This is a genomic window from Desulfobacterales bacterium, assembly GCA_034003325.1.
Classification (GTDB): domain Bacteria; phylum Desulfobacterota; class Desulfobacteria; order Desulfobacterales; family JAFDDL01; genus JAVEYW01.
The window spans coordinates 317599-339764 of sequence record JAVEYW010000001.1; the positions used below are offsets into that span (position 1 = coordinate 317599).

At 52.5% G+C, this 22166-nt stretch carries 20 protein-coding genes and 1 pseudogene; 15 read left to right on the forward strand and 6 right to left on the reverse strand.

The annotated features are described in order from the left end of the window. Positions 1–154 precede the first annotated feature (154 nt). The 7 genes from acsA (at position 155) to RBT11_01510 (ending at position 8606) form a co-directional block, all read left to right on the forward strand. Positions 155–1915: an acetate--CoA ligase gene (acsA, locus tag RBT11_01480; GenBank protein MDX9785418.1), complete on the forward strand. Its 1761-nt coding sequence runs from the start codon at positions 155–157 to the stop codon at positions 1913–1915. Next, the gene (pdhA, locus tag RBT11_01485; GenBank protein ID MDX9785419.1) at positions 1912–2919 is read left to right on the forward strand and encodes a pyruvate dehydrogenase (acetyl-transferring) E1 component subunit alpha; all 1008 of its coding nucleotides are present in this window, start codon (positions 1912–1914) and stop codon (positions 2917–2919) included. The genes acsA and pdhA overlap by 4 nt, the downstream gene beginning before the upstream one ends. Then, positions 2916–3920, forward strand: a complete 1005-nt coding sequence (locus tag RBT11_01490) for an alpha-ketoacid dehydrogenase subunit beta (protein MDX9785420.1) — start codon at positions 2916–2918, stop codon at positions 3918–3920. The genes pdhA and RBT11_01490 overlap by 4 nt, the downstream gene beginning before the upstream one ends. After that, positions 3913–5124, forward strand: coding sequence for a dihydrolipoamide acetyltransferase family protein (locus tag RBT11_01495; protein ID MDX9785421.1), 1212 nt, complete (start codon positions 3913–3915; stop codon positions 5122–5124). The genes RBT11_01490 and RBT11_01495 overlap by 8 nt, the downstream gene beginning before the upstream one ends. After that, positions 5121–5366, forward strand: a complete 246-nt coding sequence (locus RBT11_01500; protein MDX9785422.1) for a phosphopantetheine-binding protein — start codon at positions 5121–5123, stop codon at positions 5364–5366. Before RBT11_01495 ends, RBT11_01500 begins: the two co-directional genes overlap by 4 nt. 94 nt (positions 5367–5460) lie before the next feature. Continuing rightward, positions 5461–5805, forward strand: a complete 345-nt coding sequence (locus RBT11_01505; GenBank protein ID MDX9785423.1) for a carboxymuconolactone decarboxylase family protein — start codon at positions 5461–5463, stop codon at positions 5803–5805. A 107-nt stretch (positions 5806–5912) separates the two neighbouring features. After that, positions 5913–8606: a bifunctional acetate--CoA ligase family protein/GNAT family N-acetyltransferase gene (locus RBT11_01510; protein ID MDX9785424.1), complete on the forward strand. Its 2694-nt coding sequence runs from the start codon at positions 5913–5915 to the stop codon at positions 8604–8606. 22 nt (positions 8607–8628) lie between these two features. On the opposite strand, the gene RBT11_01515 is transcribed toward RBT11_01510, so the two are convergent. Next, positions 8629–8880, reverse strand: coding sequence for an acyl carrier protein (locus RBT11_01515; GenBank protein MDX9785425.1), 252 nt, complete (start codon positions 8878–8880; stop codon positions 8629–8631). 256 nt (positions 8881–9136) lie between these two features. On the opposite strand from RBT11_01515, the gene ndk reads away from it, so the two are divergent. From ndk to RBT11_01530, 3 genes are read left to right on the forward strand one after another with little or no spacing between them, the layout of a single operon-like run. After that, positions 9137–9556 (forward strand): nucleoside-diphosphate kinase, encoded by a 420-nt coding sequence (gene ndk, locus RBT11_01520; GenBank protein MDX9785426.1) that lies wholly within the window; start codon positions 9137–9139, stop codon positions 9554–9556. Then, positions 9553–10344 (forward strand): RNA methyltransferase, encoded by a 792-nt coding sequence (locus RBT11_01525; protein ID MDX9785427.1) that lies wholly within the window; start codon positions 9553–9555, stop codon positions 10342–10344. The genes ndk and RBT11_01525 overlap by 4 nt, the downstream gene beginning before the upstream one ends. Before the next feature lie 40 nt (positions 10345–10384). After that, complete coding sequence (locus RBT11_01530; protein MDX9785428.1) at positions 10385–11230, forward strand: fumarylacetoacetate hydrolase family protein; 846 nt, start codon at positions 10385–10387, stop codon at positions 11228–11230. Positions 11231–11251: 21 nt separating this feature from the next. Here the strand turns inward: RBT11_01530 and RBT11_01535 are convergent, their stop codons facing one another. Beyond that, a complete protein-coding gene (locus RBT11_01535; protein MDX9785429.1) occupies positions 11252–12421 on the reverse strand; it encodes a cysteine desulfurase family protein in 1170 nt (389 codons plus the stop codon). A gap of 22 nt (positions 12422–12443) precedes the next feature. Continuing rightward, positions 12444–12959 carry a Fe-S cluster assembly scaffold protein NifU gene (gene nifU / locus RBT11_01540; protein MDX9785430.1) on the reverse strand — a complete coding sequence of 172 codons (516 nt, stop codon included), beginning with the start codon at positions 12957–12959 and terminating at the stop codon, positions 12444–12446. 212 nt (positions 12960–13171) lie between these two features. Here nifU and RBT11_01545 point away from each other — a divergent pair, with 212 nt between their 5' ends. The 5 genes from RBT11_01545 (at position 13172) to RBT11_01565 (ending at position 18065) form a co-directional block, all read left to right on the forward strand. After that, entirely contained in the window at positions 13172–13750 is a 579-nt protein-coding gene (locus tag RBT11_01545; GenBank protein ID MDX9785431.1) for a YgiT-type zinc finger protein, read from the forward strand. An 80-nt stretch (positions 13751–13830) separates the two neighbouring features. Beyond that, positions 13831–14760 carry a DUF4037 domain-containing protein gene (locus RBT11_01550; protein MDX9785432.1) on the forward strand — a complete coding sequence of 310 codons (930 nt, stop codon included), beginning with the start codon at positions 13831–13833 and terminating at the stop codon, positions 14758–14760. An 80-nt stretch (positions 14761–14840) separates the two neighbouring features. After that, on the forward strand, positions 14841–15779 hold the full coding sequence (locus RBT11_01555; protein MDX9785433.1) for an NAD-dependent epimerase/dehydratase family protein: 939 nt from the start codon (positions 14841–14843) through the stop codon (positions 15777–15779). 38 nt (positions 15780–15817) lie between these two features. Next, positions 15818–17578, forward strand: a complete 1761-nt coding sequence (locus RBT11_01560) for a hypothetical protein (GenBank protein MDX9785434.1) — start codon at positions 15818–15820, stop codon at positions 17576–17578. A 1-nt stretch (position 17579) separates the two neighbouring features. Continuing rightward, positions 17580–18065 carry a response regulator gene (locus RBT11_01565; GenBank protein ID MDX9785435.1) on the forward strand — a complete coding sequence of 162 codons (486 nt, stop codon included), beginning with the start codon at positions 17580–17582 and terminating at the stop codon, positions 18063–18065. A gap of 1037 nt (positions 18066–19102) precedes the next feature. On the opposite strand, the pseudogene RBT11_01570 reads toward RBT11_01565, so the two are convergent. From RBT11_01570 to RBT11_01580, 3 genes and pseudogenes are all read right to left on the reverse strand, one after another. Then, a pseudogene (locus RBT11_01570) lies at positions 19103–19861 on the reverse strand (DNA adenine methylase). Positions 19862–20051: 190 nt separating this feature from the next. Beyond that, positions 20052–20333, reverse strand: coding sequence for a hypothetical protein (locus RBT11_01575; GenBank protein MDX9785436.1), 282 nt, complete (start codon positions 20331–20333; stop codon positions 20052–20054). A gap of 201 nt (positions 20334–20534) precedes the next feature. Beyond that, positions 20535–22151, reverse strand: a complete 1617-nt coding sequence (locus RBT11_01580) for a NosD domain-containing protein (protein ID MDX9785437.1) — start codon at positions 22149–22151, stop codon at positions 20535–20537. Positions 22152–22166 lie beyond the last annotated feature (15 nt).

Genomic DNA, 22166 nt, shown 5'->3' on the forward strand with positions numbered 1-22166 from the left:
AAAATCACCCGAGATTTCGCGGCGCTCGATGCCCGTGAAAATTGACAAAACGCCCCTTCTCGGCCATACTTCCACTTAATAATAAGCAAGTTTCCGTTCATTTTAACCAACCGAAACAACGCAGCCTTTTTTCAGATGGAAAGGAAGTGCGAATTTGCTTTGGGAACCTATTGAGAAGCATCCGGAATCCTTTCGAAAGATTCCCCACCTGCTGAATTATGCCGACACCTTTGCCGCCTTTTCCTGGAATGCCATTCGCAGTGAGTTGCAAGGGCTTCCCGAAAACAGAGGGCTGAACATTGCGCACGAAGCGGTTGACCGTCATGCGGAGGGACATCTTCGCGACCACGTGGCCCTGCAATGGCTTGGCAGTGAAGACACAATCCGCGCCTTCACCTACGCCGAGCTCAGATCGCAAAGCAATCGCTTCGCCAATATTCTCCAGGAACTCGGCATTGGGAAGGGAGATACGGTTTGCGCACTGGTCGGCCGAATTCCCGAACTCTACATCGCAGCTCTGGGGACTTTCAAAAACACCAGCATCTTTTGTCCCCTGTTTTCGGCTTTCGGTCCGGAACCCATCTACCAGCGCCTCAGCCGCGGGGATGCCAAAATTCTGCTGACCACCGAACATTACTACCGCCAAAAGGTAAGTCCGTTGATGAACAACCTGCCCAAGCTCAAGCAGGTGCTCTTGATTGACGTCAAAGATCATCCGGGAAACGGCCTTCTGTCGCTGCCCAGGCTCATGGCCCAATCTTCCGACGCTTTTATCATTCCACCGACCGACCCGGAGGATATCGCGGTCCTGCACTTTACCAGCGGCACCACCGGCATGCCCAAAGGCGCGCTCCATGCGCACAACGCCGTACTGACCCACTATATGACCGGCAAATATGTGATGGATTTTCACCCGGAGGATATCTTCTGGTGCACGGCCGACCCCGGATGGGTCACGGGAACCTCTTACGGCATCATTTCGCCGCTCCTGCATGGAATCACCAACGTGGTTGATGAAGGGGATTTCGACGCCCTGCGCTGGTGTCATATCTTGGAATCCCAGAAGATCAGCGTCTGGTACACGGCGCCAACAGCCATTCGCAGATTCATGCGACTAGGACTCGATCCGGCCCGAAAGTACGACCTTCGTCACCTGCGTGTCATTCACAGCGTTGGTGAACCCCTTAACCCCGAGGCCGTGGTGTGGGGCTTAAAGGCCATGGGATTGCCGATCCATGACAATTGGTGGCAGACGGAAACCGGCGGCATCATGATCGCCAATTTTCCCGCCATGGAAATTCGGCCCGGTTCCATGGGGCGTCCGCTTCCCGGCATCGAGGCGGCCATCGTCCAGCGTGTGAATCCCGATGCCGTCCAGGTGATCGAGACGCCCGGCGTTCAAGGCGATCTGGCGCTCAGGCCGGGATGGCCATCCATGTTTCGGGGCTACCTGCACGACGAGGCGCGCTACCGCAAGTGCTTCGTCGGCGGATGGTATTTGACGGGGGATCTGGCCAGGCGTGATGAAGACGGATATTTCTGGTTTGTGGGCCGGGCCGATGACATCATCAAAACCTCCGGGCACATGGTGGGGCCCTTTGAAGTGGAAAGCACCCTCATGGAACACCCCGCCGTTGCCGAGGCAGGGGTCATCGGAAAACCGGACCCGCTCATCGGGGAGATCGTAAAGGCGTTTGTCGCCTTGAAGCCAGGCATCCCCCCCAGCGATGCGCTACGTCTGGAACTTATCGGTTTTGCCCGTAAAAAGCTCGGTTCGGCCGTTGCGCCCAAGGAAATTGATTTTAAGCCGGACCTTCCCAAAAACAAGGCGGGAAAAATTATGCGGCGACTGCTCAAAGCCCGTGAGTTGGGTTTGCCCGAAGGCGATCTTTCCACATTGGAGGATTCAGGATGAACACTCAAGATGCCGTTAACCTAAATGGGGCCACCGTTGACCGCGATCACGCATTGCACCTGCTGAGGTCCATGATTCGCATCCGCCGGCTGGAGGAAAAGTGCGCAGAGCTTTACAGCGCCACGAAAATTCGGGGATTTTTACACCTCTACGATGGCGAAGAGGCGGTGGCCGTCGGGATCCTCGAAGCGCTGACCCGGGACGACGCCGTCGTGGCGACCTATCGGGAGCACGGCCATGCACTCATAAGGGGGGTTTCGGCCGGCGCTATTCTGGCGGAGATGTACGGCAAACAGGAGGGGTGCAGCCGCGGTCGAGGCGGTTCCATGCATCTTTTCGATAACAAAACTCGGTTTTACGGAGGCAATGCCATCGTGGGCGGCGGTCTTCCCATTGCCGTCGGTCTCGCTCTGGCAGACAAAATGCAGCACAAACAGCGGGTTACCTGTTGCTTTTTCGGCGAAGGGGCCGTGGCCGAGGGGGAGTTTCATGAAAGCCTGAACCTTGCGGCCCTCTGGCAATTGCCGGTGCTGTTCGTATGCGAAAACAATTTGTATGCCATGGGCACGGCGCTGAAATTCGAGCAGGCCGTTCAGGATATCACCCGCAAGGCCGCAAGCTACGACGTGAGTTCAGCAGCCGTGGACGGCATGGACGTGCTGGCTGTCGAGACGGCCGCAAAAAAGGCGGCACAGACGGTTCGCACCCAAGGAAAGCCATTTTTTCTGGAGTGCCGCACCTATCGCTTTCGGGCCCACTCCATGTATGATCCGGAGCTCTATCGCCCCAAATCCGAAGTTGAGGAATGGAAAAAGTCCTGCCCCATTGCGACCTTTGCTCGGAAAATGAAAACCGAAGGGTGCATCGGCAATGTTGACATTGAAACCATCGAGCGCGACGTTGCTCGGGAAATCAACGAAGCAGTGGCTTTTGCCGAGGCATGCACCTGGGAGCCCATAGAGGACATGACCCGTTTTGTCCATTCGGAACGGAGGACGCCATGAGCAGCGATGAAACGAATCTGCAAAAGATCACTTACCGTGAAGCTGTTCGCGAAGGGATCCGAGAGGCCCTGCAAAAAGACGAACGGGTTTTCCTCATGGGAGAGGATGTGGGCCGTTACGGGGGCTGCTTCGCGGTGACCAAGGGACTGCTCGAGGCATTCGGTCCGGAGAGGATTCGCGATACCCCGCTTTCCGAATCCGGCTTCGTCGGCGCGGGCATCGGCGCGGCCCTGGGCGGCATGCGCCCCATCGTGGAAATCATGACGGTCAACTTCAGCCTGCTCGCCGCCGACCAGATCATCAACAATGCTGCCGTCTATCTGTATATGTCCGGCGGACAGTTCAATGTCCCCATCGTTATCCGCATGGCCACCGGCGGAGGCCGGCAACTGGCGGCCCAACACTCCCGGTCCCTCGAGGGGTGGTATGCCCATATCCCCGGCATCAAAGTCATAAGCCCGGCCACCATCGAGGACGCACGCGGCATGCTTTGGACCGCTTTGCAGGACCCGGACCCGGTGCTGATTTTTGAAAACAGCAGCCTTTATAACATGGAGGGAACACTTGCCGCCGACGCCGGTCCGGTGGATATCGACAAGGCCCGTGTACGCAGGCCCGGAAAAGACATTACGCTCATCACCTACTCGGCAAGCCTCCATAAATCGCTGGCGGCGGCGGAAATCCTCGCCAAACAGGGGGTTGAAGCGGAAGTCATCGACCTTCGCTCGCTGCGCCCGCTGGATGAAAAGACTTTTCTGGATTCGGTCGTCAAAACCCACCGTGCCATCATCGTGGATGAGGGGTGGCGCAGCGGGGGTATTTCAGCCGAAATCAGCGCGCGGATCATGGAGGGCGTTTTTTACGACCTCGACGCCCCTGTCGAACGCCTTTGCAGTGTTGAGTCGCCCGTGCCCTATGCCAGGCACCTGGAGGAGGCCATGCTGCCCCAGGTCGATCAGATCGTGAACCTCATCCAAAAAATGGTAGGCGCCCATGGCTGAATTTCGCATGCCCAGTTTGGGCTCGGACATGATGGCGGGCACGCTCATAGAATGGCGGGTAAAGCCCGGTGATCGCGTCCGTCGAAGGGATGTTGTTGCCGTCGTTGAAACGGACAAGGCGGCCATCGAGATCGAGGTATACGAAGACGGCATCATTGAAACGCTTCTGATTCAGCCGGGCCAAAAAGTCCCCGTGGGTGCGGTCATGGCCATTATTCGAACAGAGACCGCGTTACAGGCCCCATCGCCGGATCAGGCGTCCGTGGCGGATATGCCTCGGTTATCGGCAGGGAAAGAAAATCCTCCCCTCCCGCGCAAAGCGACCACCCCTCCGTCCATCACGGCCGCAGGCACCGGGCGAATCAAAGCCTCCCCCTATGCACGCAAACTGGCTGCCGCGGGTGCCGTTGACCTTGCCGCCCTTGCGGGAACCGGCCCGGACGGCGCCATCCGCGCGGCGGACATTCAAAAGGCCCTGTCTCAGACAGCGGGAAAAGCCCCTCAACCGCGGATCGCAGAACAACCCGTCAATAAAGATTATACGGCTGCCATGCGTCGGGCCATTGCCGCCGCCATGACCCGCTCCAAACGGGAAATCCCCCACTACTATCTAAAAACGCGCATTGATATGAGCCGCGTATTGCGTTGGCTGGAATCGGAAAATATCAAGCGCCCGATCAAGGACCGGATGCTGCCTATCGTCCCGCTCATTCGGGCGGTAGCGCTGGCGCTGGGGGATGTTCCGGAACTCAATGGCTTCTGGATTGACGACCACCATCGCATATCGGAAGCAATCCATATCGGCTTTGTGATCTCCCTTCGCCAGGGCGGGCTGATCGCACCGGCCCTTCTCAATGCGGATCAAAAATGTCCGGATGAACTGATGGCGTCCCTGAGGGATCTGATTATACGCGCTCGTTCCGGCGGGTTGCGCAGTTCCGAAATGACGGATGCCACCGTCACCATCACCAGCTTGGGCGATCTCGGGGTCGAGGCGGTTTACGGCATCATTTACCCGCCCCAGGTGGCGCTGGTGGGATTCGGCAAGACCATGGAGCAACCTTGGGCCGAAAACGGCATGCTCGGGGTACGGCCGGGATTGACGGCGACCCTTTCCGCGGACCACCGGGCAACCGACGGCCATCGCGGCGCTCAGTTCTTGGATGCTTTAAACCGTTACCTTCAGGAGCCTTCAAAACTATGAACAATGATGAGATTAAAAACGTCATATTCGGAATACTTAAGCAGATTGCGCCCGAGCAGGACCCGGGCGCCCTGGGGCCGGATGAAAACATACGCAAAACTCTCGATATCGATTCCTTCGATGCTCTGAATTTCTTTGTCCACATCGATGAGAAACTCGGCGTTAACGTCCCCGAGGCGGATTATGGAAAGCTCAATACCCTATCGGAAATCCTCAGTTATCTTTCCTGCCGCTTGGGGTGATACACCTTTCCTTTGATTTCGGCAACCGGTGAAAGGACTGGGACCGGGGGTTTCAGGCCCCGCCTCGCCTCAACCCTGTAAGGAGATGCGCGATATGAATGACAATTACCCTGCGTTATATGAGCATCTGCAGAAAATGTTCGCCAAATTGGCAAGAAATCTGCGTGGCCCCATGTCGGCATTTGTCCAACTGAACGCCGCGGCAACGGCCCCTGGCGCCCTGGATGCCAAAACAAAGCAGCTCATTGCATTGGGCATCGTCATTACTTCCCGCTGCGAAGGCTGCATTGCCTACCATGTGCATGACGCCATTCGGGCCGGCGCTACCAAAGAAGAGATTTTGGAAACAACGGGCATCGCCATTCTGATGGGCGGCGGCCCGGCAGCGGTCTGTGCCTGCGAGGTGATGGCGGCAGTGGATCAGTTTACATCATCGTGATATCGAAGGCTTGACTTCATGATTGGGTTGCAAGGCCACCGGTGTTCAGCTCCAAGTGAGGCTCGTGGTGAAATCAGAGCAGATTTATAGCAAGATGGAGTCATGCGATGACGATCCGTAATCTGGATTTCATGTTCAACCCCGCCACGGTCGCACTGATAGGCGCAAGCCAAAAGCCCGGCTCTATCGGTGCCGTCCTTGCCCGGAATTTGGTGAGCGGCAGATTCAAGGGGGACATCTTCCCCGTTAATTCGAAATACTCGACCATCGAAGGGTTGCGCGCCTATCCGAGTGTAAAGAGCCTGCCAAAAACACCGGATCTTGCGGTGATTGCCACACCGCCGGATACTGTTCCGAAACTCATTGAGCAGATCGGCAGACGGGGTACCCGGGCGGCGGTGGTCATCACTGCCGGATTCGTTGAAAGCGACAATGACAAAGGACGACGACTGTGCGCTCAAATGCTCGACGCAGCGCGCCCGCACCTGCTGCGCATCGTGGGCCCCAACTGTTTAGGGATCATGGTGCCGGGGGTAGGCCTTAATGCAAGTTTCGGCCATGTCCAACCGCTTAAAGGAAGCATTGCGTTTGTCGCCCAGTCAGGCGCAGTGCAGACCTCCGTGCTTGATTGGGCCACCTCGAAGGGGATCGGATTTTCCCATTTCGTATCAGTGGGCAACATGTCCGATGTCGATTTCGGCGACATGCTCGATTACCTGACCACCGATTACAAGGCCAAAGCGATACTGCTCTATATCGAAAACGTCACCCATGCCCGCAAGTTCATGTCTGCGGCCCGGGCCGCAGCGCGCTTAAAGCCTGTGGTCGTGGTCAAGGCCGGACGCCATGCCGAGGGTGCCCGAGCCGCTGCCTCCCATACCGGGGCATTGGCCGGTGCCGATGAAGTTTATAACGCGGCCTTTCAGCGGGCTGGAATGCTGCGGGTAATGGACATGCAGGCACTCTTCGATGCCGTGGAAACCTTGGCCATGTCCCAGCCGTTTGAAGGAGATCGTTTGGCTATTTTGACCAATGGCGGCGGTATGGGCGTACTGGCCACTGATGCGCTAATCGATAAAAAGGGGTGCCTGGCCGAGCTGTCTTATGAAACCATTGCGCGCCTCAACCGCGTGCTACCGCGCACCTGGTCCCATAACAACCCAGTGGACATCATCGGCGATGCGCCGCCGGGTCGCTATATCGATGCGTTAAAACCGCTTCTTGCGGATGAGGGGGTTGATGCCCTGCTGATTTTAAACTGTCCGACGGCCGTGGCCTCGAGCACTGCGTGCGCCCGGGCGGTAATCGAAACGCTGAAAGAGAGCGGTTCAAAGGCAGGCGCACGGGGTATTTTCACCAGCTGGCTGGGGATCGATTCCGCCCTTGAGGCCCGCAAGATGTTCGGCGAAAACAGAATCCCGACTTACGAAACACCGGGCGAAGCGATTCGGGGATTTATGCAGATGGTGCGCTATCGCCACAGCCAGGAAATGCTGATGGAAACGCCCCCCAACATTCCGGAAGTCTTCTTGCCGGAAACGGAAAAGGCCCGAGGAATTGTTGACAAGGCGTTGTCTCAAGGCCGATTATGGCTGACCGAAACGGAGACCAAAGCGGTTCTGGCCGCTTACAAGATTCCCGTGGTCCCAACCTACGAAGCGGCTACGGCCGAACAGGCCGCCGAGATCGCCGGCCGGCTGGGTGAATCGGTGGCGTTAAAAATTTTATCCCCCGATATTACGCACAAGTCGGACGTAGGGGGCGTGGCATTGAATCTTACCTCTGAAGAAATGGTGAAACAAACCGCGCAGATCATGAGGGAACAGATCCACCAAAGACTGCCCGCGGCGAGACTGTCCGGATTTACGGTACAGCCGATGGTGCATCGTTCCAACGCCAGGGAATTAATTGTCGGCGCCAGCGAGGATGTGCAGTTCGGCCCGGTCATTCTGTTCGGCCAGGGCGGGACGGCCGTGGAAGTTATTCAGGATAAGGCCATCGCCCTGCCACCGCTGAACATGAACCTTGCCCGAGAAGTAATGAGCCGCACGCGCGTATGCCGCTTGCTGCAAGGGTACCGGGACAAGGCGGCCGCGGATCTGGATAGCATTGCGCTGACCTTGGTCAAGGTGTCGCAACTGATCAGCGACATCGCGGAGATTATCGAACTGGATATCAACCCGCTGCTTGCCGATGAACAGGGCGTAGTGGCGCTGGACGCACGCATCAAGGTAGGCCGATCGCGTCTTCCCGCCGCCCAACGACTGGCGATTCGACCCTACCCCAGGGAGCTGGAGGAGACGCTTACATTTTTGGATGGCCGAACACTGATACTTCGCCCCATTCGGCCGGAAGACGAACCCGCATTTCAAGGGCTTTTCTCCAAACTTTCCATGGATGAAATCCGCTTGCGATTTCTGCATCCAATAAAAATTATGTCCCACCAAATGGCGGCGCGGATGACCCAGATCGATTATGATCGGGAGATGGCCCTGGTTCTTTGCGAGCCGACCGCTCCCGATAAAACGGAGCTGCATGGCGTGGTACGTATTTTGGCCGATCCGGACAACGAACGCGCGGAGTTCGCTATTCTCATTCGCCGCGACATGACCGGCATGGGCCTGGGCCCGATGCTTCTGCGCCGCATTATCAATTATGCCAAGAGTCGAGGCATCGGGGAGATGTACGGAGAAGTATCGGCCGAGAACAGCCCCATGCTCAAACTCTGCGATGCATTCGGATTTAAAAAGAGACACCACCCGGAAGACTTTGGTGTGATGCTGGTTACGTTGGCGCTGTGACACTTTCAGGAACGGAAAACCGCTATGGGGCCAGTTTCGATTTTAAATAGGCAACACAGCCGTTAAGCGTCGCAAGCTGCGGGAAGTCTTCCTCGGGAATCGCCATGTTCAGTTCTTCTTGAAGTCCAAGCGCGAAGTTCATAAAATCAACCGAATCGAAATCGAACTGGTTGCGAAAGCGATTGGCGGGATCAAGGTTCTGAATATCGGCTTCCGGCGCGATTTTGGCAATAAGGTCCAGCGCGACTTTTTTGATGTGATCTTCGGTCCCCATGGATCGCACTTTCAATGTGAGATTTATGGTTTGTGAAAACGATGGAAAGCCCCGGCTCTAGTGAGTTGCATGGCACCAGAACATGCTTTTTATAACGGAAAATATAGGCACTAACAATAGTGAATCCTGCAGCATACGAGATCCGTTGACTTGCCACAACGCTTCTGCTATGGCACCGAAACAAAAAAACGATCAGCCGTACGAACCGAAACTATTTGATCTAACAACAGGTTATATAATGAAAGGATTTTCCCCCATGGAAAAAACATTGTCGATTATTAAGCCGGACGGTGTTGCACGCCATCTTGCCGGCAAAGTGATAGACCGCTTTGAAAGCAACGGCATCAATATTATCGCCATGAAAATGATTCACATGACCAAAGCCCAGGCTGAAGGGTTTTACGCCGTTCATAAGGAACGCCCTTTTTTTAACAGCTTGACCACCTTTATGACCTCGGGGCCGTGTATCGTGATGGTGCTTTCCGGAGACAACGTGATTCAGAAAAACCGGCTCCTCATGGGCGCCACCAATTATAAGGAAGCCGCAGAAGGAACCATTCGGCGGGATTTTGCCACAGATATCGAAAAAAACGTGGTTCACGGCTCCGACTCCCCGGAATCGGCGGCGTTTGAAATCGGCTATTTTTTCAATCACCTTGAAATTGTGGGCAAATGACGGAAACGCTTCGGCTGGAAAACATCGCGATTGTCCTGCATCAGCCCCGATTCCCTGAAAATATCGGGGCCGCTGCCAGGGCCATGTGCAATATGGGCATTCGGCGACTGATCGTGGTCAACCCGGAAAATTGCGATCTGACCCGTGTACTGCGCATGGCCACCCATGCCGCCTTGGATGTGGTGGAAGAAATGGAAGTTTTCAAAACCCTGCCCGAGGCGCTTGCGCCCTTTAGCTATGTCGTGGGAACAACCGCCCGGCTCGGTGGAAAGCGGCCGGTCAGGCCTTCTCCGGCTGCACTGGCCGAACATTTGATTTCCATTTCGATGGAAAATCAAATCGCCGTACTGTTCGGCCCCGAAGACCGGGGGCTGACCAATGAGGATATTCTTTTTTGCCATGAATTGGTGAATATTCCCACTGCGGATTTTTCCTCCCTTAATCTGGCCCAGGCGGTCATGGTTCTGTGTTATGAGCTTTTCAACGCCGAACGGGCGCCGCGCGGAGAATTTTCACCCCGCATGGCCACCCGGCATGAACTGGACGGCATGTATGATCAGTTGAAGGACATCCTGCTTCGCATTGATTACATAAAACCTGACAACCCCGATTATTGGCTGAACAAGCTGCGCCATTTTTTTACCCGCATTCAACTTCGAGCACGTGATGTCAGTATCATTCGGGGCATTTGCCGCCAGGTAGACTGGTACGCTGGAAAGTGCTATCGAGACGGTCAGAAAAGCGCCGAAGATAGCGCTTCGGAAATGAATGCAGACCTGCGGCGATAATTATTCGCTCTAAAAACCCATAGGAACCCGATACCTCAACATGCACCTCATTCGATTTGGAGAAAAAGGCAAGGAACGGCCCGGGCTGTGGCAACACGGCAATATCGTCGATCTAACAGCGGTTTTTCGGGAAATACCGGATATCGGAGAAGATTTTTTTCGAGAAGGCTGGCTTGAAACAGTTCGTGCCGTAAAGGCACCGGGGACGCGGATGCGCGTCCGCATCGGATGCCCGGTTTCCCGGCCCGGCAAGATTATCTGTCTCGGCAAAAATTATGCGGCCCATGCGAAGGAAACCGGGTTGGATATGCCCAAGCGGCCGCTGTTATTCTGTAAAACCGCCAATGCGTTGAGCGGCCCGTTTGATTCCATTTTGATGCCGCAAAGCAGCTGCCAAATCGACTGGGAGGTGGAGCTGGCCGTTATTATCGGCAGAGAAGGAAAACGAATCACCCGAGCGGCCGCGTTTGATTATATCGCCGGATTTTCGGTGTTTAATGATGTTTCCGGACGGGATGCGCAGTTTGCCGAAGGGCAGTGGTTTCGCGGCAAATCCTTTGATACCTTTGCCCCGATGGGGCCCGCCCTGGTCACTCTGGATGACATCGGCGGGCCCGAAGACCTTCAGCGCCTGCGCCTGACAACGGTTGTCAATGGGGTAACCATGCAGGATGGCAATACGCGGGAGATGATCTTTACCCTTCCGGAAATTATTGCCGACATCAGCCAGGACATAACCCTGATGCCAGGGGATATCATCGCCACCGGCACGCCCGCGGGCGTCGGTTTTTTCAGGGATCCGCCCATCTTGCTCAAAGCGGGCGATGTGGTAACCTGCGCCATTGAAAAAATCGGCGCCATTGAAAACCGCGTTGTGGCGGAATGACCCTGCCAAATCGGTTTCAGCCTATCCCTTCTTCTGGTAGAGTGGAGAGATATCCCGCAGAGTTTTGACCGTTGCCTGCAACGCCTTCAGGAAATGATCCACATCCGCTTCCGTATTATCAATGCCGAAGGTAACCACCAACGTGCCCTGGGCATCTGCATGGCTTAACCCGATGGAAAGCAGCACATGGGAGGCCCGAAGGGATCCCGTGGCGCACGCGGAACGAGTGGACACGGCAATATTCTCATCATCCAGCATCAACATCACGCTCTCGCCCTCTATGTATTGAACGGAAAGGGACACCAGCTCCGGAAGGCTATCCTCCGGATGCGTATTGATGATGTATTCATCGATATAATGGGGCAGTTCTCTGAGCAATTTATCCTTAAGCCCCTGCGTATGCGCCATTCGGGCGGGCAGATGTTTCAGGGCGAGAGCAGCGGCTGTGCCCATGCCGATAATACCGATCAGATTTTCCGTACCAGCCCGCTTGCTGCCTTCCTGAACGCCCCCATCCAGAAGGGGGAAAATTCGAGTGCCGCGGCGAATATAGAGGCCGCCGACACCTGTTGGGCCGTAAAAGGGATTGGAGGCAAAACTGAGCAGATCCACGCCCAGTGCTTGTACATCCACCGGCACCACCCCTACGGAATCCACCGCATCAGAGTGGAAGAGTACCTTTTTTTCCCGGCAGATCTTTCCGATTTCCGCGATGGGCTGAAGGGTGCCGGTTTCATTGTTGCTGTGCATGATGGAAACCAGAATCGTTTCGGGTGTAATGGCTTCCGCCACCGTGTTGGGGTTGACGCGGCCGAACGCGTCCACGGGAAGAGAGGTGATTCGATATCCCTGACTCTGAAGCCGTTTCAAACTTCGTACCACTGCGTTATGTTCGATATTGGAGGTGACAATATGTCTGCCTTTTTCCGCATTGGCCATTGCAACCCCTTTGATGGCATGATTCACCGACTCAGTGCCACCCGAGGTGAAGACGATTTCCTTCGGCAGCGCGGCGTTAACCAGGGCCGCCACGAATTCTCTGGCCTTTTCCAATACCGCCGCGGCTTTCTCACCGTGACGGTGCTGGCTGGACGGATTAGCGTAATCCGCGTTGATGGCCTCTATCATGGCCGTTTTGACTTCCGGCAACAACGGCTTATAGGAGATATGATCCAGGTTGATGTATGTCATTGGGCGAATCCTTTCCGGGCAATCAGTGCGCTTCTTCAAGATTGGACTGGCAGGCCTCACAAAAAGTGATGCCTTCTTTGATTTCAACATCGCAATAGGGGCAGTAACATTTACCCGTGGGATTGTGCTCATGCTTTTCCGTTCGTTGCGGCTCCGCCCGCAGTTTTCCGGACATGCGGTCCTCATAGTTCTGAATCGCCATGTGCAACGCATCCGCACCCAAATTGGAGCAATGGAGCTTGTTTTTGGGCAGGCCTTCCAGGGCTTCGGCCACATCCTTATTGGTGATTTTTTTGGCGTCCGACACGGTTTTTCCTTTGGCGATTTCCGTCAGCATGCTCGAAACGGCAATGGCCGAGCCACATCCAAAGGTTTGAAATTTGATATCTTTGATCACATTGTCCTGAATATCTAGGTAAATCGTCATCATATCCCCGCAGAGGGGGTTACCGACTTCGCCGACACCGTTGGCATTTTCGATCACGCCCACATTTCTCGGGTTTCTGAAATGATCCATTACCGTTTTAGAATACAGCATATTATGTCCCTCCAGTTCCTATGGGTGCTTTTTTCACAGCCGTTTAACGTATAATCTTTAGCATAATCACCAAATTTTTAAAGTACAGACTTCATGATGGCACCAAGCCGTTTTTAAATGAATTTATTAAAATATGGTAAAAAAATGAACTCGAATTGCAATCAATCGAATTTTGTGAAAATATAGGATAAAAATCATAAAGGGAAATGAATATGCTAATAGAATCGGCCGCGCCGGAAATCGACTGGATTCGTGAAAAGGTTCGGAGTGCGCATTACCAAATATCCGAGCATGTGATCAAGTTTCTCATGGCCGGCCTGCTGACGGTTCCGCAGATGGAGACCGCGTTGCTGACCGGGCAGGTGGTAGAGATTCGAAGACATCCTAAACGGGGAGACAGCGCACTGGTTCGTGGGAACGCTCAGGATAAAACGATTCTCGTGTTGTGCGCCAAGGGGCACGATAAGTGGTTAATCATTTCCCTGGCGTACCTAACGGTTCATCCCGAGTGGGCGGAGCTTCAATGCGCCAAACCTTATGGAGGCAAGTCCATGGAAAACCCGTATCGAAAATGTTTTTTCTGCGGCGGTGATATTGATTCGATTACCATCGGAAATTTTGATTACCGGCTGGAAGGCAAACTCTATGTGATTAAGAACACGCCGGCTGGCCTTTGCCTTCAATGCGGTGAGAAATACGTGACGGCCGCCACCGCGAAAAAGATCAACGCACTGATCGAAGCCGGTGAGTTTTCCGGTACCGAGGAAGTGCGTGTGATGCAATATTCTTAAAACCGATCGTGTGGAAAGCCGGCACAATCGTCAAGGACGGCGCCGTTTGAATATCACCACGGTGCCGCTTGTTGAAGCGGATGAAGGGATTAAATCTTTCAGAAGAATATTATCGTGCCTTTGGTTCGGGGATGATCACGGAAAAATTCCCGAACCACAAGGATCGAATTGCCGCAGGGCTTGTCGGGCTCGGATCCGAGTGCTTCGGCTTTGATGATGCGTTGTCTCGTGATCATGACTGGGGCCCCGGGTTTTGCCTGTGGCTTGAAAAAAACGATTATGAACAAATCGGCGCTTCCCTTCAACGGGCGTACGAGGCGCTACCGCAACAATTCATGGGGTTTGAGCGCAAAAAGAGCCGTTGGGGGGACAGCAGGGTCGGGGTGCTGCATACGGCTGCTTTTTATGCTTCTTTTATCGGCCTGCCTCATGCCCCGCAAAGCCCGGAGAAGTGGCTGACCATTCCGGAGACGAATCTGGCGGCCTGCACCAATGGTCGCGTATTCAGTGATCCGTTGGGGGCGTTTTCAGCGATTCGGCAAGCCATTGCAAACCATTATCCAAAGGATGTCCGATTAAAGAAAATTGCCGCCCGGTGTATGCTGGCTGCGCAGTCCGGGCAGTATAACTACACGCGGTGTCTTCGCCGGAATGCGGTTTTTCCCGCTTTTCAGGCCTTGATGCGGTTTTGCGAAGAAGTACTGCATCTGGTGTTTTTGCTCAACCGGCGGTATATGCCTTTTTACAAATGGGCTTGCAAAGCCGCCGAGTCTCTCCCAGTGCTCGGATCCTATATTTCCAAGGCGGTTGAGGATTTGGTCCGTGGCGATTTAACGCGTTCAAAAGGGGACGGCATTGAAACCATATGTTCACGGCTGATCGAAACGCTAAAAGCCCAGGGGCTCAGCGATTCCCGAAGCGATTTTCTTTTGGATCACGGCCCGCGTGTTCACGCGTTGATTGAGGATGAAGCCGTGAAACGGCTGGATCTATGGTGGCCCGGCGCTTAGACCCTTTATCCGAAGGTCGTTGACTGCCAATCAGTCCAGCCGCCCAGCTTCCGGCTTTGCCGGGATAGAAAAGAGGATGAATGAAACAACTCCTGATTATCGGCGGCAGCTATTTTGCGGGAAGAGTTTTTGTCGAAACGCTGTTTAAATCGCACCAATACCAGCTTTCCGTATTTAACAGAGGCAATATCCCCATCGGCATTCAAGGGGTTGAACAGTTGCTGGGCGACCGGGAAAATCCGGCCGCCATTTCCGGCAATATTCCAAGAAAACATTGGGATGTGATCGTTGATTTTTGTGCCTATACGCCCGAGCACATCTCAACCCTGCTCGATCATCTTCGTGGTACCGTGGGCCATTATATTTTCATCAGCACCACCTCGATTTATGCGCCCACTCAAAAAATGCCCATTATCGAGGAGGCCGCCAAGCTGACCGGCCCCCAACCCGAATTGGGGGCGTTCGCCGATTACGGGTACCTTAAATGGCTGGCCGAAGGGGAGCTGGAAAGGCAGTGCCGGGAAAAAGGATTTTTTTTCACCCTATTACGTCCCGCGATTATTTACGGGCGATACAATTATGCGCCGCGCGAATCTTATCTCTTTGATACCGTCATTGCCGGTAAACCGCTGGTGATTCCGGAAGATAAGAACGTCAGTTATAGCTTTGTTTGGGTGGATGATCTGGCGGACATTATCGCGGCGTGTCTTGAAAATGACGCGGTAAAAGGCCAAGCGTATAATGTCGCCGGAGAAGAGTCAATTTCCTATGACGTGATGGCCGATGTGATCGAATCGGTGAGCGGGTTGCGGGTTGACAGGCGGGTGATGGGAATCGCAGAGATTATTCGGGAAAGACTTCCCCTGCCGTTTCCGCCCGATGAACCCCTTCTGTACGATGGCGGCAAATTGCGGCGGGCCCTGAACTATGCGCATACGCCATTTATTCGCGGAATGGCTGAGACTTGGCGGTATTATCAGAAAGTGGTGCAGCGAAGAGCCGGAATGAGGAATACCTGAAATGGACGGCGTATCAAGCGTGATAAAGAGGATGGGATATGAAGGTTAAGACCTCGGCACCCGCAAAAAGAATCATTCACGCGGAACAGTTTTTCAGAAAGCTTCCGGAACTTGCGATTGCAGGAGATGAGCAATCCGTGGACCGTATCGCCTATGAACTGCTGAACCTGCTGATGAAAGCCGTCGATGCGGATATCGGGCAAATTAGCCTGTTTCCGCTGGGGGGTCGGGTGGAGAAAATGTGCATCGTAAAAGACGGGGAGCCGTGGTTGCGGACGGATAAGGATCTGCACCTTTATAATCCGAGCAAAGGGTATGCCGGGCGAATGTTGGCCACCGGAGAAACCTTGCTTGTGAAAGACATATGGACTGAACCCAACGGCAATGGCCCCAATCCTTTTCTGGAAATTTACCCTTATATGGATGCGAACTATGTGGCGGATATCAAAAAACCGGTGGCCAGCACCTTGTTTTTGCCAATCAAAAGGGGAATCGAGGTATTCTGCGTTATCGAGCTGAGCCGTTATCGACATAAACCGTCGTTCACTCAAGACGAGCAGGCGCCGCTGGATGAATTCGCCGCTCAATACGGCACCCTGATTATCAACTATATTCTGGACACGAAAAACCGAATCGCGCTGAACACGGTCCATCACAAATTAAATATTCTGTCCCGGCTGATCGCCTCCGATGCAAAAGTAGATTATACCGATGCGGTGAGTGTCTACCGCACCATGTCCGCCGCGGACTTGGGCTTTGCTTTTTTTAGAAGGGGCTCCGGATATGATAAGCATGCGCTTCGAATTGTCGCATGGTACGGAGAAGAGACCATGGAAGTGTATTTCCCGGAGTTTCAACCGTCGAGCGACAGCCTTCTATGCGACCGATCGGAGATATCCTATCCGTTTGAAGGCGACAGCACTTGTCGAAGACTGCATCGGTTTCGCGAAAGAATCAACAGCGCCAGCGTAATCAAAAGAAAGGAACAAAAGTTTCTACTAAAGGTCATTGACAGTATCCGCTCCTATGTGGTCTACCCCCTGCATATGCTGGGCCAGGATTTAGGCTCGGTTCACCTGGCGTCTTCAAGAAATGACTTTTGCAAGTTCTTGCAGATGAGTCCCTTTCTTTCCCTGTACAATTCCCTGTTGAAATCTTTTTTGTTGAACGAACGCGTGGCGGAGTTGTTGTCCGAGATCAGTTTGAAGATACACAATCCCGGGTTTTATTGTCTGGCCGGCTTGAAATCGGCGCTTTTGCAGGAAAACCCCGCGTTACTGAATCATCCAAAAATCAATACGGCCCTATCCGGTCTAGATGCGTTGTTAAGTGACCTGCATGAAAAGGGAAAAATTCTAAAATGCAGGGATAGAAATATTGATTTGAAACAATGGCTTGCAGCGTATGTAAATCAAATCAGTTCCCGACAGCCCGATATAGAAATCAATTTTGAAGTGAAAGATGTTTCACCGGGCCGATACCAGGTGCGCGCCAATTACGAACAACTGGAAACCGTCTTTGAAAACTTGTTTTCCAATAGTATCAGAGCATTGAATGAAAGGCGACATCACGGGTCCGCACCGGCCGGCAGGATTGACATTATCCTTCGGGAGCAACGAAAAGCGTCCGTTGTTTGCTTTCAGGATAACGGAATGCCCTATAAGACCGTTTCTGGCAGAGGAACACCCCAGATGAAGCAAATTATGAAAGAGTTGGGCGGCAAATTCAGAAAATATGACCGCCCTTATCGTGTTTATTTAACTTTTCCTCATTTGAATGTGGCTGACACGGAGAAATAAAATGAAAATCAAAGTATTGTTTCTGGATGATATCTTCAGTGGCGCGTTCAGGCAAACCCTTGACAACGAACAACTCGCCTTTGATGATATGTGGGTTCAATCCATTGAGAAGGAGTTCTCCCAGTCAAAGGACATCGGTGTTGATTTCGAAATCATTAAAAGTGGCGATATCGATGCTTGGCGCACCTTGATCGAGAGCGAAAAACCGGATCTGGTGTTATTGGATTTGTACTGGCACGAACAGGCGAAAAAGAAGTTCGGGAGCGTGCGAAAGGCGGCCGATATCAGCTTGGATGTATTAAAAGAGATTCGAAAGACCCATGCGAATTTGCCGGTAATTCAATATACCCTCAGGCCGGATAAGGAAATTATGGAGCGCTCCTATGCCGCCGGGGCTACCTTTTTCCTGGAAAAAGTGCCACTGGCAGTTTCTGAGGTCCATAGCGCATTGAAATATATAATGATATACTTGATGCGGCGCGGATGACAGCTTTGTGAGCCATGGTGTTGCCGTTGGTCCCAAAATAAGCGTATTTCAAACGGCCGCGGGGGGCCTGGCAAAATTTCACTAGTAGTATTCGCGCAATAACAGTAATGGCGAAAGATTAATTTTGAGCGTGCTTCCTCTTCAGATTTAGTAGTAAAACAAGTTGTGAGTAGATTGATGCCGACTGTCATATAGGCAGTTTTACCCATTCGGGTGGGGATTATAGAAACGCCTGGAGATTCGGTTCAGGAATTTGAACTATTCCTAAAATAATCCATATCATTCCGAATATATTTAAAATAAAACAGAAATCCGGATAATTGGCGTTCAAAATATTGAATTTAAAGATGCTGAATGGTGGGGTTTGTCTAGTGCCCAACGCAATATTCCAGAATCGATATTTTATTTATATAGCAAAAAACACAGCTTGTTATGCAAGCTTTACAAAAATAATGCGGGCAGTTTTTCCGGTTTGGCGTGCTTATTGCTTTGCAATTAAAGTAACCAGACAAAAAGATTCATCTGTTCTCCTCCGAATCAGTCAGTTGTTTGGGCGCAACGGACTGATTGCTTCTCCTCCTAACGGCTATTCCGAATATCGGAATGGCCGTTTCCTTTTTGTGGGAATTGAACAAGTTTAGATTCGGTTTTTGCAGTACCCTCAAAAATTTAAATCGAAATCCCCTGCCTAAAAGGCGGAAATGGCAAAAATGGGAGCGGCCACCGTCATCTGAATACCACAAACTCCGTTGTCCTATAACTTTGGGAGATACAGTTGATTCTTCGATATTTCCGCCCCATCCCGAGACGGGCGGGAACCACTCTTCCATGTGAATATGCGTGACCAAATTTAAAGGGGCTTTAACGTTTTGGGGATCTGGATGCGATTTCCGGTGGCGGCACATCCATCCAAAATGTCCAATGTAACGCGTCACGTAATCTCAGAAAATCTTGCAGGTAATCTCAGAAAATTGTTTTGTAAAAAAAATGGCCCGATCGTCTTGATAGAGACCGAGCCGTTTTTTGTTTGAGAGGGGTTAGTAGTTGGTGATCAGCAACTCGCTGCCCTTGGTTTGTTGGCCCTTTGCCACTGTGTATTTTAGTGTGACTGGTTTTATTTTGAACGCTTTGAATTGGTCGCGGATGTCGGGGTGATCATTAATGCTTAGGATGAAGCGGCTTTTCACGGTTGATAGGATGCTTGCCATTTCCTCGAAATCTGCCAGCTCAAAATTATAATTGTAGTAGGGGGCTTTATAATAAGGAGGATCGAGATACAGGAGCGTATCTGGGCGGTCGTAGCGCTGGACGAATTTTTGCCATGGGAGGTTCTCGATGGTGACCCGGGAGAGCCTCAAGTGGACGGCTGACAGCTCCTCCTCCAGTCTGAGTAGGTTGATGCGCGGATGGTGCATGGGACTAGCGCCGAAGATTCGGCCTTTGACTCGGCCGCCGAAGCAGTGGCGCTGGAGATAATAGTAGCGCGCGGCCCGCTGGATATCGGTGAGGCCAGTTGCCTCCTGCTGGCTTTTGAAATCCGCGAACCATTCTCTTGATGATAAAATCCATCTGAATTGCTTGGTGAACTCCTCCAAATGGTTTTAGAGAACCCGGTAAAACCGGACCAGGTCGCCGTCGAGGTCGTTTAGTGTCTCGTATCGGGATCTGGGCTTTTTGAAGAACACCCAGCCTCCGCCTGTGAATACCTCACAATACGCCTTATGCTCCGGGAATAAACTGATAATTGTGTCCGCCAGTTTTGATTTGCCGCCGATATATGGCAGTGGGCCATGCATGCGCACCTCCTTGTGATAAGCACTCGTTTCGTGCTATAAGGCCCGTGCTCGGTCCGAGCAGTGGGGGCCGTCTGTCTGTCAGATGTCTGGCTCGCGTGCATAGCCTTTCGCCTCGGGGATGTTTGCAGCATCCACCGGGGCGGCTTCCACTTAATTATGTTTTCTCGTCAAACCCATATTAACTCGGAACTCAAACTGCTCGGCTATCCTTATCTTTAATCAAATCTTCTTCGATAACCCTTATCCATCGGACTTTTATAAACCCTAAATTTATGAGCATGTTGCGGAGATCACTGCGGTCAGGTAGCCGACCTTGCCCTCCAGATGCATTAGAAATATAGGCAATACCGTCTCCACGGTCTTCAATTACACATGCCAGCTCGTAGGGGTCGTATCGGGTGGTATCGCGCAGTTCCGGGCCGTATTTAGCTGCCCATGCGGGGTGCTCTAATTTTTCGAGAATCCAGGGCATCGCAAAATCCTTAACCTATGTGCATATAAACACTACTGGTTGAAGGCTACCGGGGCCCGGGGGTTCCCCTGCGTCAACCGCCGAAAGGGTGATCGGCTCGCCATCCTTCCAATCATCAAGGGAGCCGTCGGAAGCAGGGTCAATTACCGGCGCCCCATCTTTCCATTCTGTAAAATCGTTTTCACCGGCCATTAGAAAGTCCTATTGAGCATAGCTAAAATCGTCTATGTAAACGTTACCGGCTGTACCCGAGACACCGACCCAAAGGTCGAGATATTCACCTACCACCAGATCGGCGGATGAAACCGTTATCGATTGCTGGGTGTAGCTCGTTGTCAGGGTTTTGTCGGTATAAGGAACGACTGGTTTCCCGTTATGAATGGCGTACATTGCGACGAAACCGCTGTAAGAAGCATCGGCTCTCATGTAGACAGAGAGGGTTATGTCGCTTGCGGCTGAGGTGATTTTTACAGAGCCAATTTTTACAGGCGTGTAAACGTAGCCACCAGCAGCTGGGATATTAATGCAGGTGCCGCTTCTGGCTTCAGTGGTGTTTGATTGGTAGATTCTGGTTCCGTTTTCGGCATCCCTAAAATGAGTTTTATGCACCCCGGCAGATGTCAGTTCATAAGCCCCTGGCACTGCCGCTGGGCAAGATGAAATATCCACAATTCCCACATCCACGCCGGAATTGTTTGAGTACGTAATATCATAAATGTAAGCGATGGAACTTGCATCTAAAGATATGCCAATAGTGCTATAAGATATGGTCGAATCGCTCAAATAAATTGGACCGGTGTTTTGTGTGTAGACACCAGCAGACACGTTATTCGAGATGGTGGCATTGCTGATATATACATATCCTGAATTGGCAGAAACAACACCATATATCGGCGAATTAAAAATGCTTGCGTTTTTGATGATGTTATTAGAGGAATATATAAAAGCCAGGTTGCCATAAGATGAGGGCGTGCTGCATGATGTGTAACAATATAAATCTTCTACATAATTATTATCGCCGCCCGCAATTAAAAAATTTTGCTCTCCGCCAGTGCAGACGACATCTGAAACTATATTTTGTCTACCAGTCAGATTAAATCCGATACTTAAGTTTGCTCCACTCGCATATAAATCATGGGAATAGCCGTATGAGCCGGTAACGTAAAAAGCGCCGTAAGTGCTATTGCTTGAGTACAAGCTCACAGCAATGAAATAACCCAATTCAATATAGTCACTGCTTATTCGAATAGTGCCATTGGGATCGCTATTGGTAACCGCCGTGTATCCATTACGCGTTTCAGTTGATAAATCCCACCCGCCGGAGATCTTCATTCGGCTGGTTTTTGATGCCCCTGCTTTAACACCATCCCAGTGAGAATCATCTGTAGCTGCAGGGATAACGTAATATGCCGATGTCGTTTGAGAGGTGCCCCAGTATTGCGCGGACAGCGTAATGGTATTGGTGGTAACACTGCTTACATGCCACCAACCCTCGGTTCCACCGCTTTCGGAGTTCTTGCTGATTAAATATCCAGAGGCGAGAACGCCCGAAAGGTCGGCGCTGGTCGTGATTGAATCGCTTCCGTTGGTGAAGGTCAGCGTCCCGGCAAGCGCTACGATCGTAGACTTCTTGACGCGGATTTCATCTCCGCCGCCGGTCAAAATATCATCTGCTTTTTCGGCTGTCAGGTATGGATTCCCGGCTGTGCCATCCCCCGTGGTATCATTGCCTGAAACCAGATCGACGTAAGCGACAGCCGCATGACCACTCGCAGCAAAAGCCAACAGAAAAAGAATTGCCATCAAGTATTTTTTCAAGCTGTTCCCCCCCAT

What these genes read in the sequence shown, in the direction of transcription:
- pdhA (MDX9785419.1), top strand. Translation starts at nt 1,912, where the DNA reads ATGAACACTCAAGATGCCGTTAACCTAAATGGGGCCACCGTTGACCGC.
- RBT11_01490 (MDX9785420.1), top strand. Translation starts at nt 2,916, where the DNA reads ATGAGCAGCGATGAAACGAATCTGCAAAAGATCACTTACCGTGAAGCT.
- RBT11_01495 (MDX9785421.1), top strand. Translation starts at nt 3,913, where the DNA reads ATGGCTGAATTTCGCATGCCCAGTTTGGGCTCGGACATGATGGCGGGC.
- RBT11_01500 (MDX9785422.1), top strand. Translation starts at nt 5,121, where the DNA reads ATGAACAATGATGAGATTAAAAACGTCATATTCGGAATACTTAAGCAG.
- RBT11_01505 (MDX9785423.1), top strand. Translation starts at nt 5,461, where the DNA reads ATGAATGACAATTACCCTGCGTTATATGAGCATCTGCAGAAAATGTTC.
- RBT11_01510 (MDX9785424.1), top strand. Translation starts at nt 5,913, where the DNA reads ATGACGATCCGTAATCTGGATTTCATGTTCAACCCCGCCACGGTCGCA.
- RBT11_01515 (MDX9785425.1), bottom strand. Translation starts at nt 8,880, where the DNA reads ATGGGGACCGAAGATCACATCAAAAAAGTCGCGCTGGACCTTATTGCC.
- ndk (MDX9785426.1), top strand. Translation starts at nt 9,137, where the DNA reads ATGGAAAAAACATTGTCGATTATTAAGCCGGACGGTGTTGCACGCCAT.
- RBT11_01525 (MDX9785427.1), top strand. Translation starts at nt 9,553, where the DNA reads ATGACGGAAACGCTTCGGCTGGAAAACATCGCGATTGTCCTGCATCAG.
- RBT11_01530 (MDX9785428.1), top strand. Translation starts at nt 10,385, where the DNA reads ATGCACCTCATTCGATTTGGAGAAAAAGGCAAGGAACGGCCCGGGCTG.
- RBT11_01535 (MDX9785429.1), bottom strand. Translation starts at nt 12,421, where the DNA reads ATGACATACATCAACCTGGATCATATCTCCTATAAGCCGTTGTTGCCG.
- nifU (MDX9785430.1), bottom strand. Translation starts at nt 12,959, where the DNA reads ATGCTGTATTCTAAAACGGTAATGGATCATTTCAGAAACCCGAGAAAT.
- RBT11_01545 (MDX9785431.1), top strand. Translation starts at nt 13,172, where the DNA reads ATGCTAATAGAATCGGCCGCGCCGGAAATCGACTGGATTCGTGAAAAG.
- RBT11_01550 (MDX9785432.1), top strand. Translation starts at nt 13,831, where the DNA reads ATGAAGGGATTAAATCTTTCAGAAGAATATTATCGTGCCTTTGGTTCG.
- RBT11_01555 (MDX9785433.1), top strand. Translation starts at nt 14,841, where the DNA reads ATGAAACAACTCCTGATTATCGGCGGCAGCTATTTTGCGGGAAGAGTT.
- RBT11_01560 (MDX9785434.1), top strand. Translation starts at nt 15,818, where the DNA reads ATGAAGGTTAAGACCTCGGCACCCGCAAAAAGAATCATTCACGCGGAA.
- RBT11_01565 (MDX9785435.1), top strand. Translation starts at nt 17,580, where the DNA reads ATGAAAATCAAAGTATTGTTTCTGGATGATATCTTCAGTGGCGCGTTC.
- RBT11_01575 (MDX9785436.1), bottom strand. Translation starts at nt 20,333, where the DNA reads ATGCCCTGGATTCTCGAAAAATTAGAGCACCCCGCATGGGCAGCTAAA.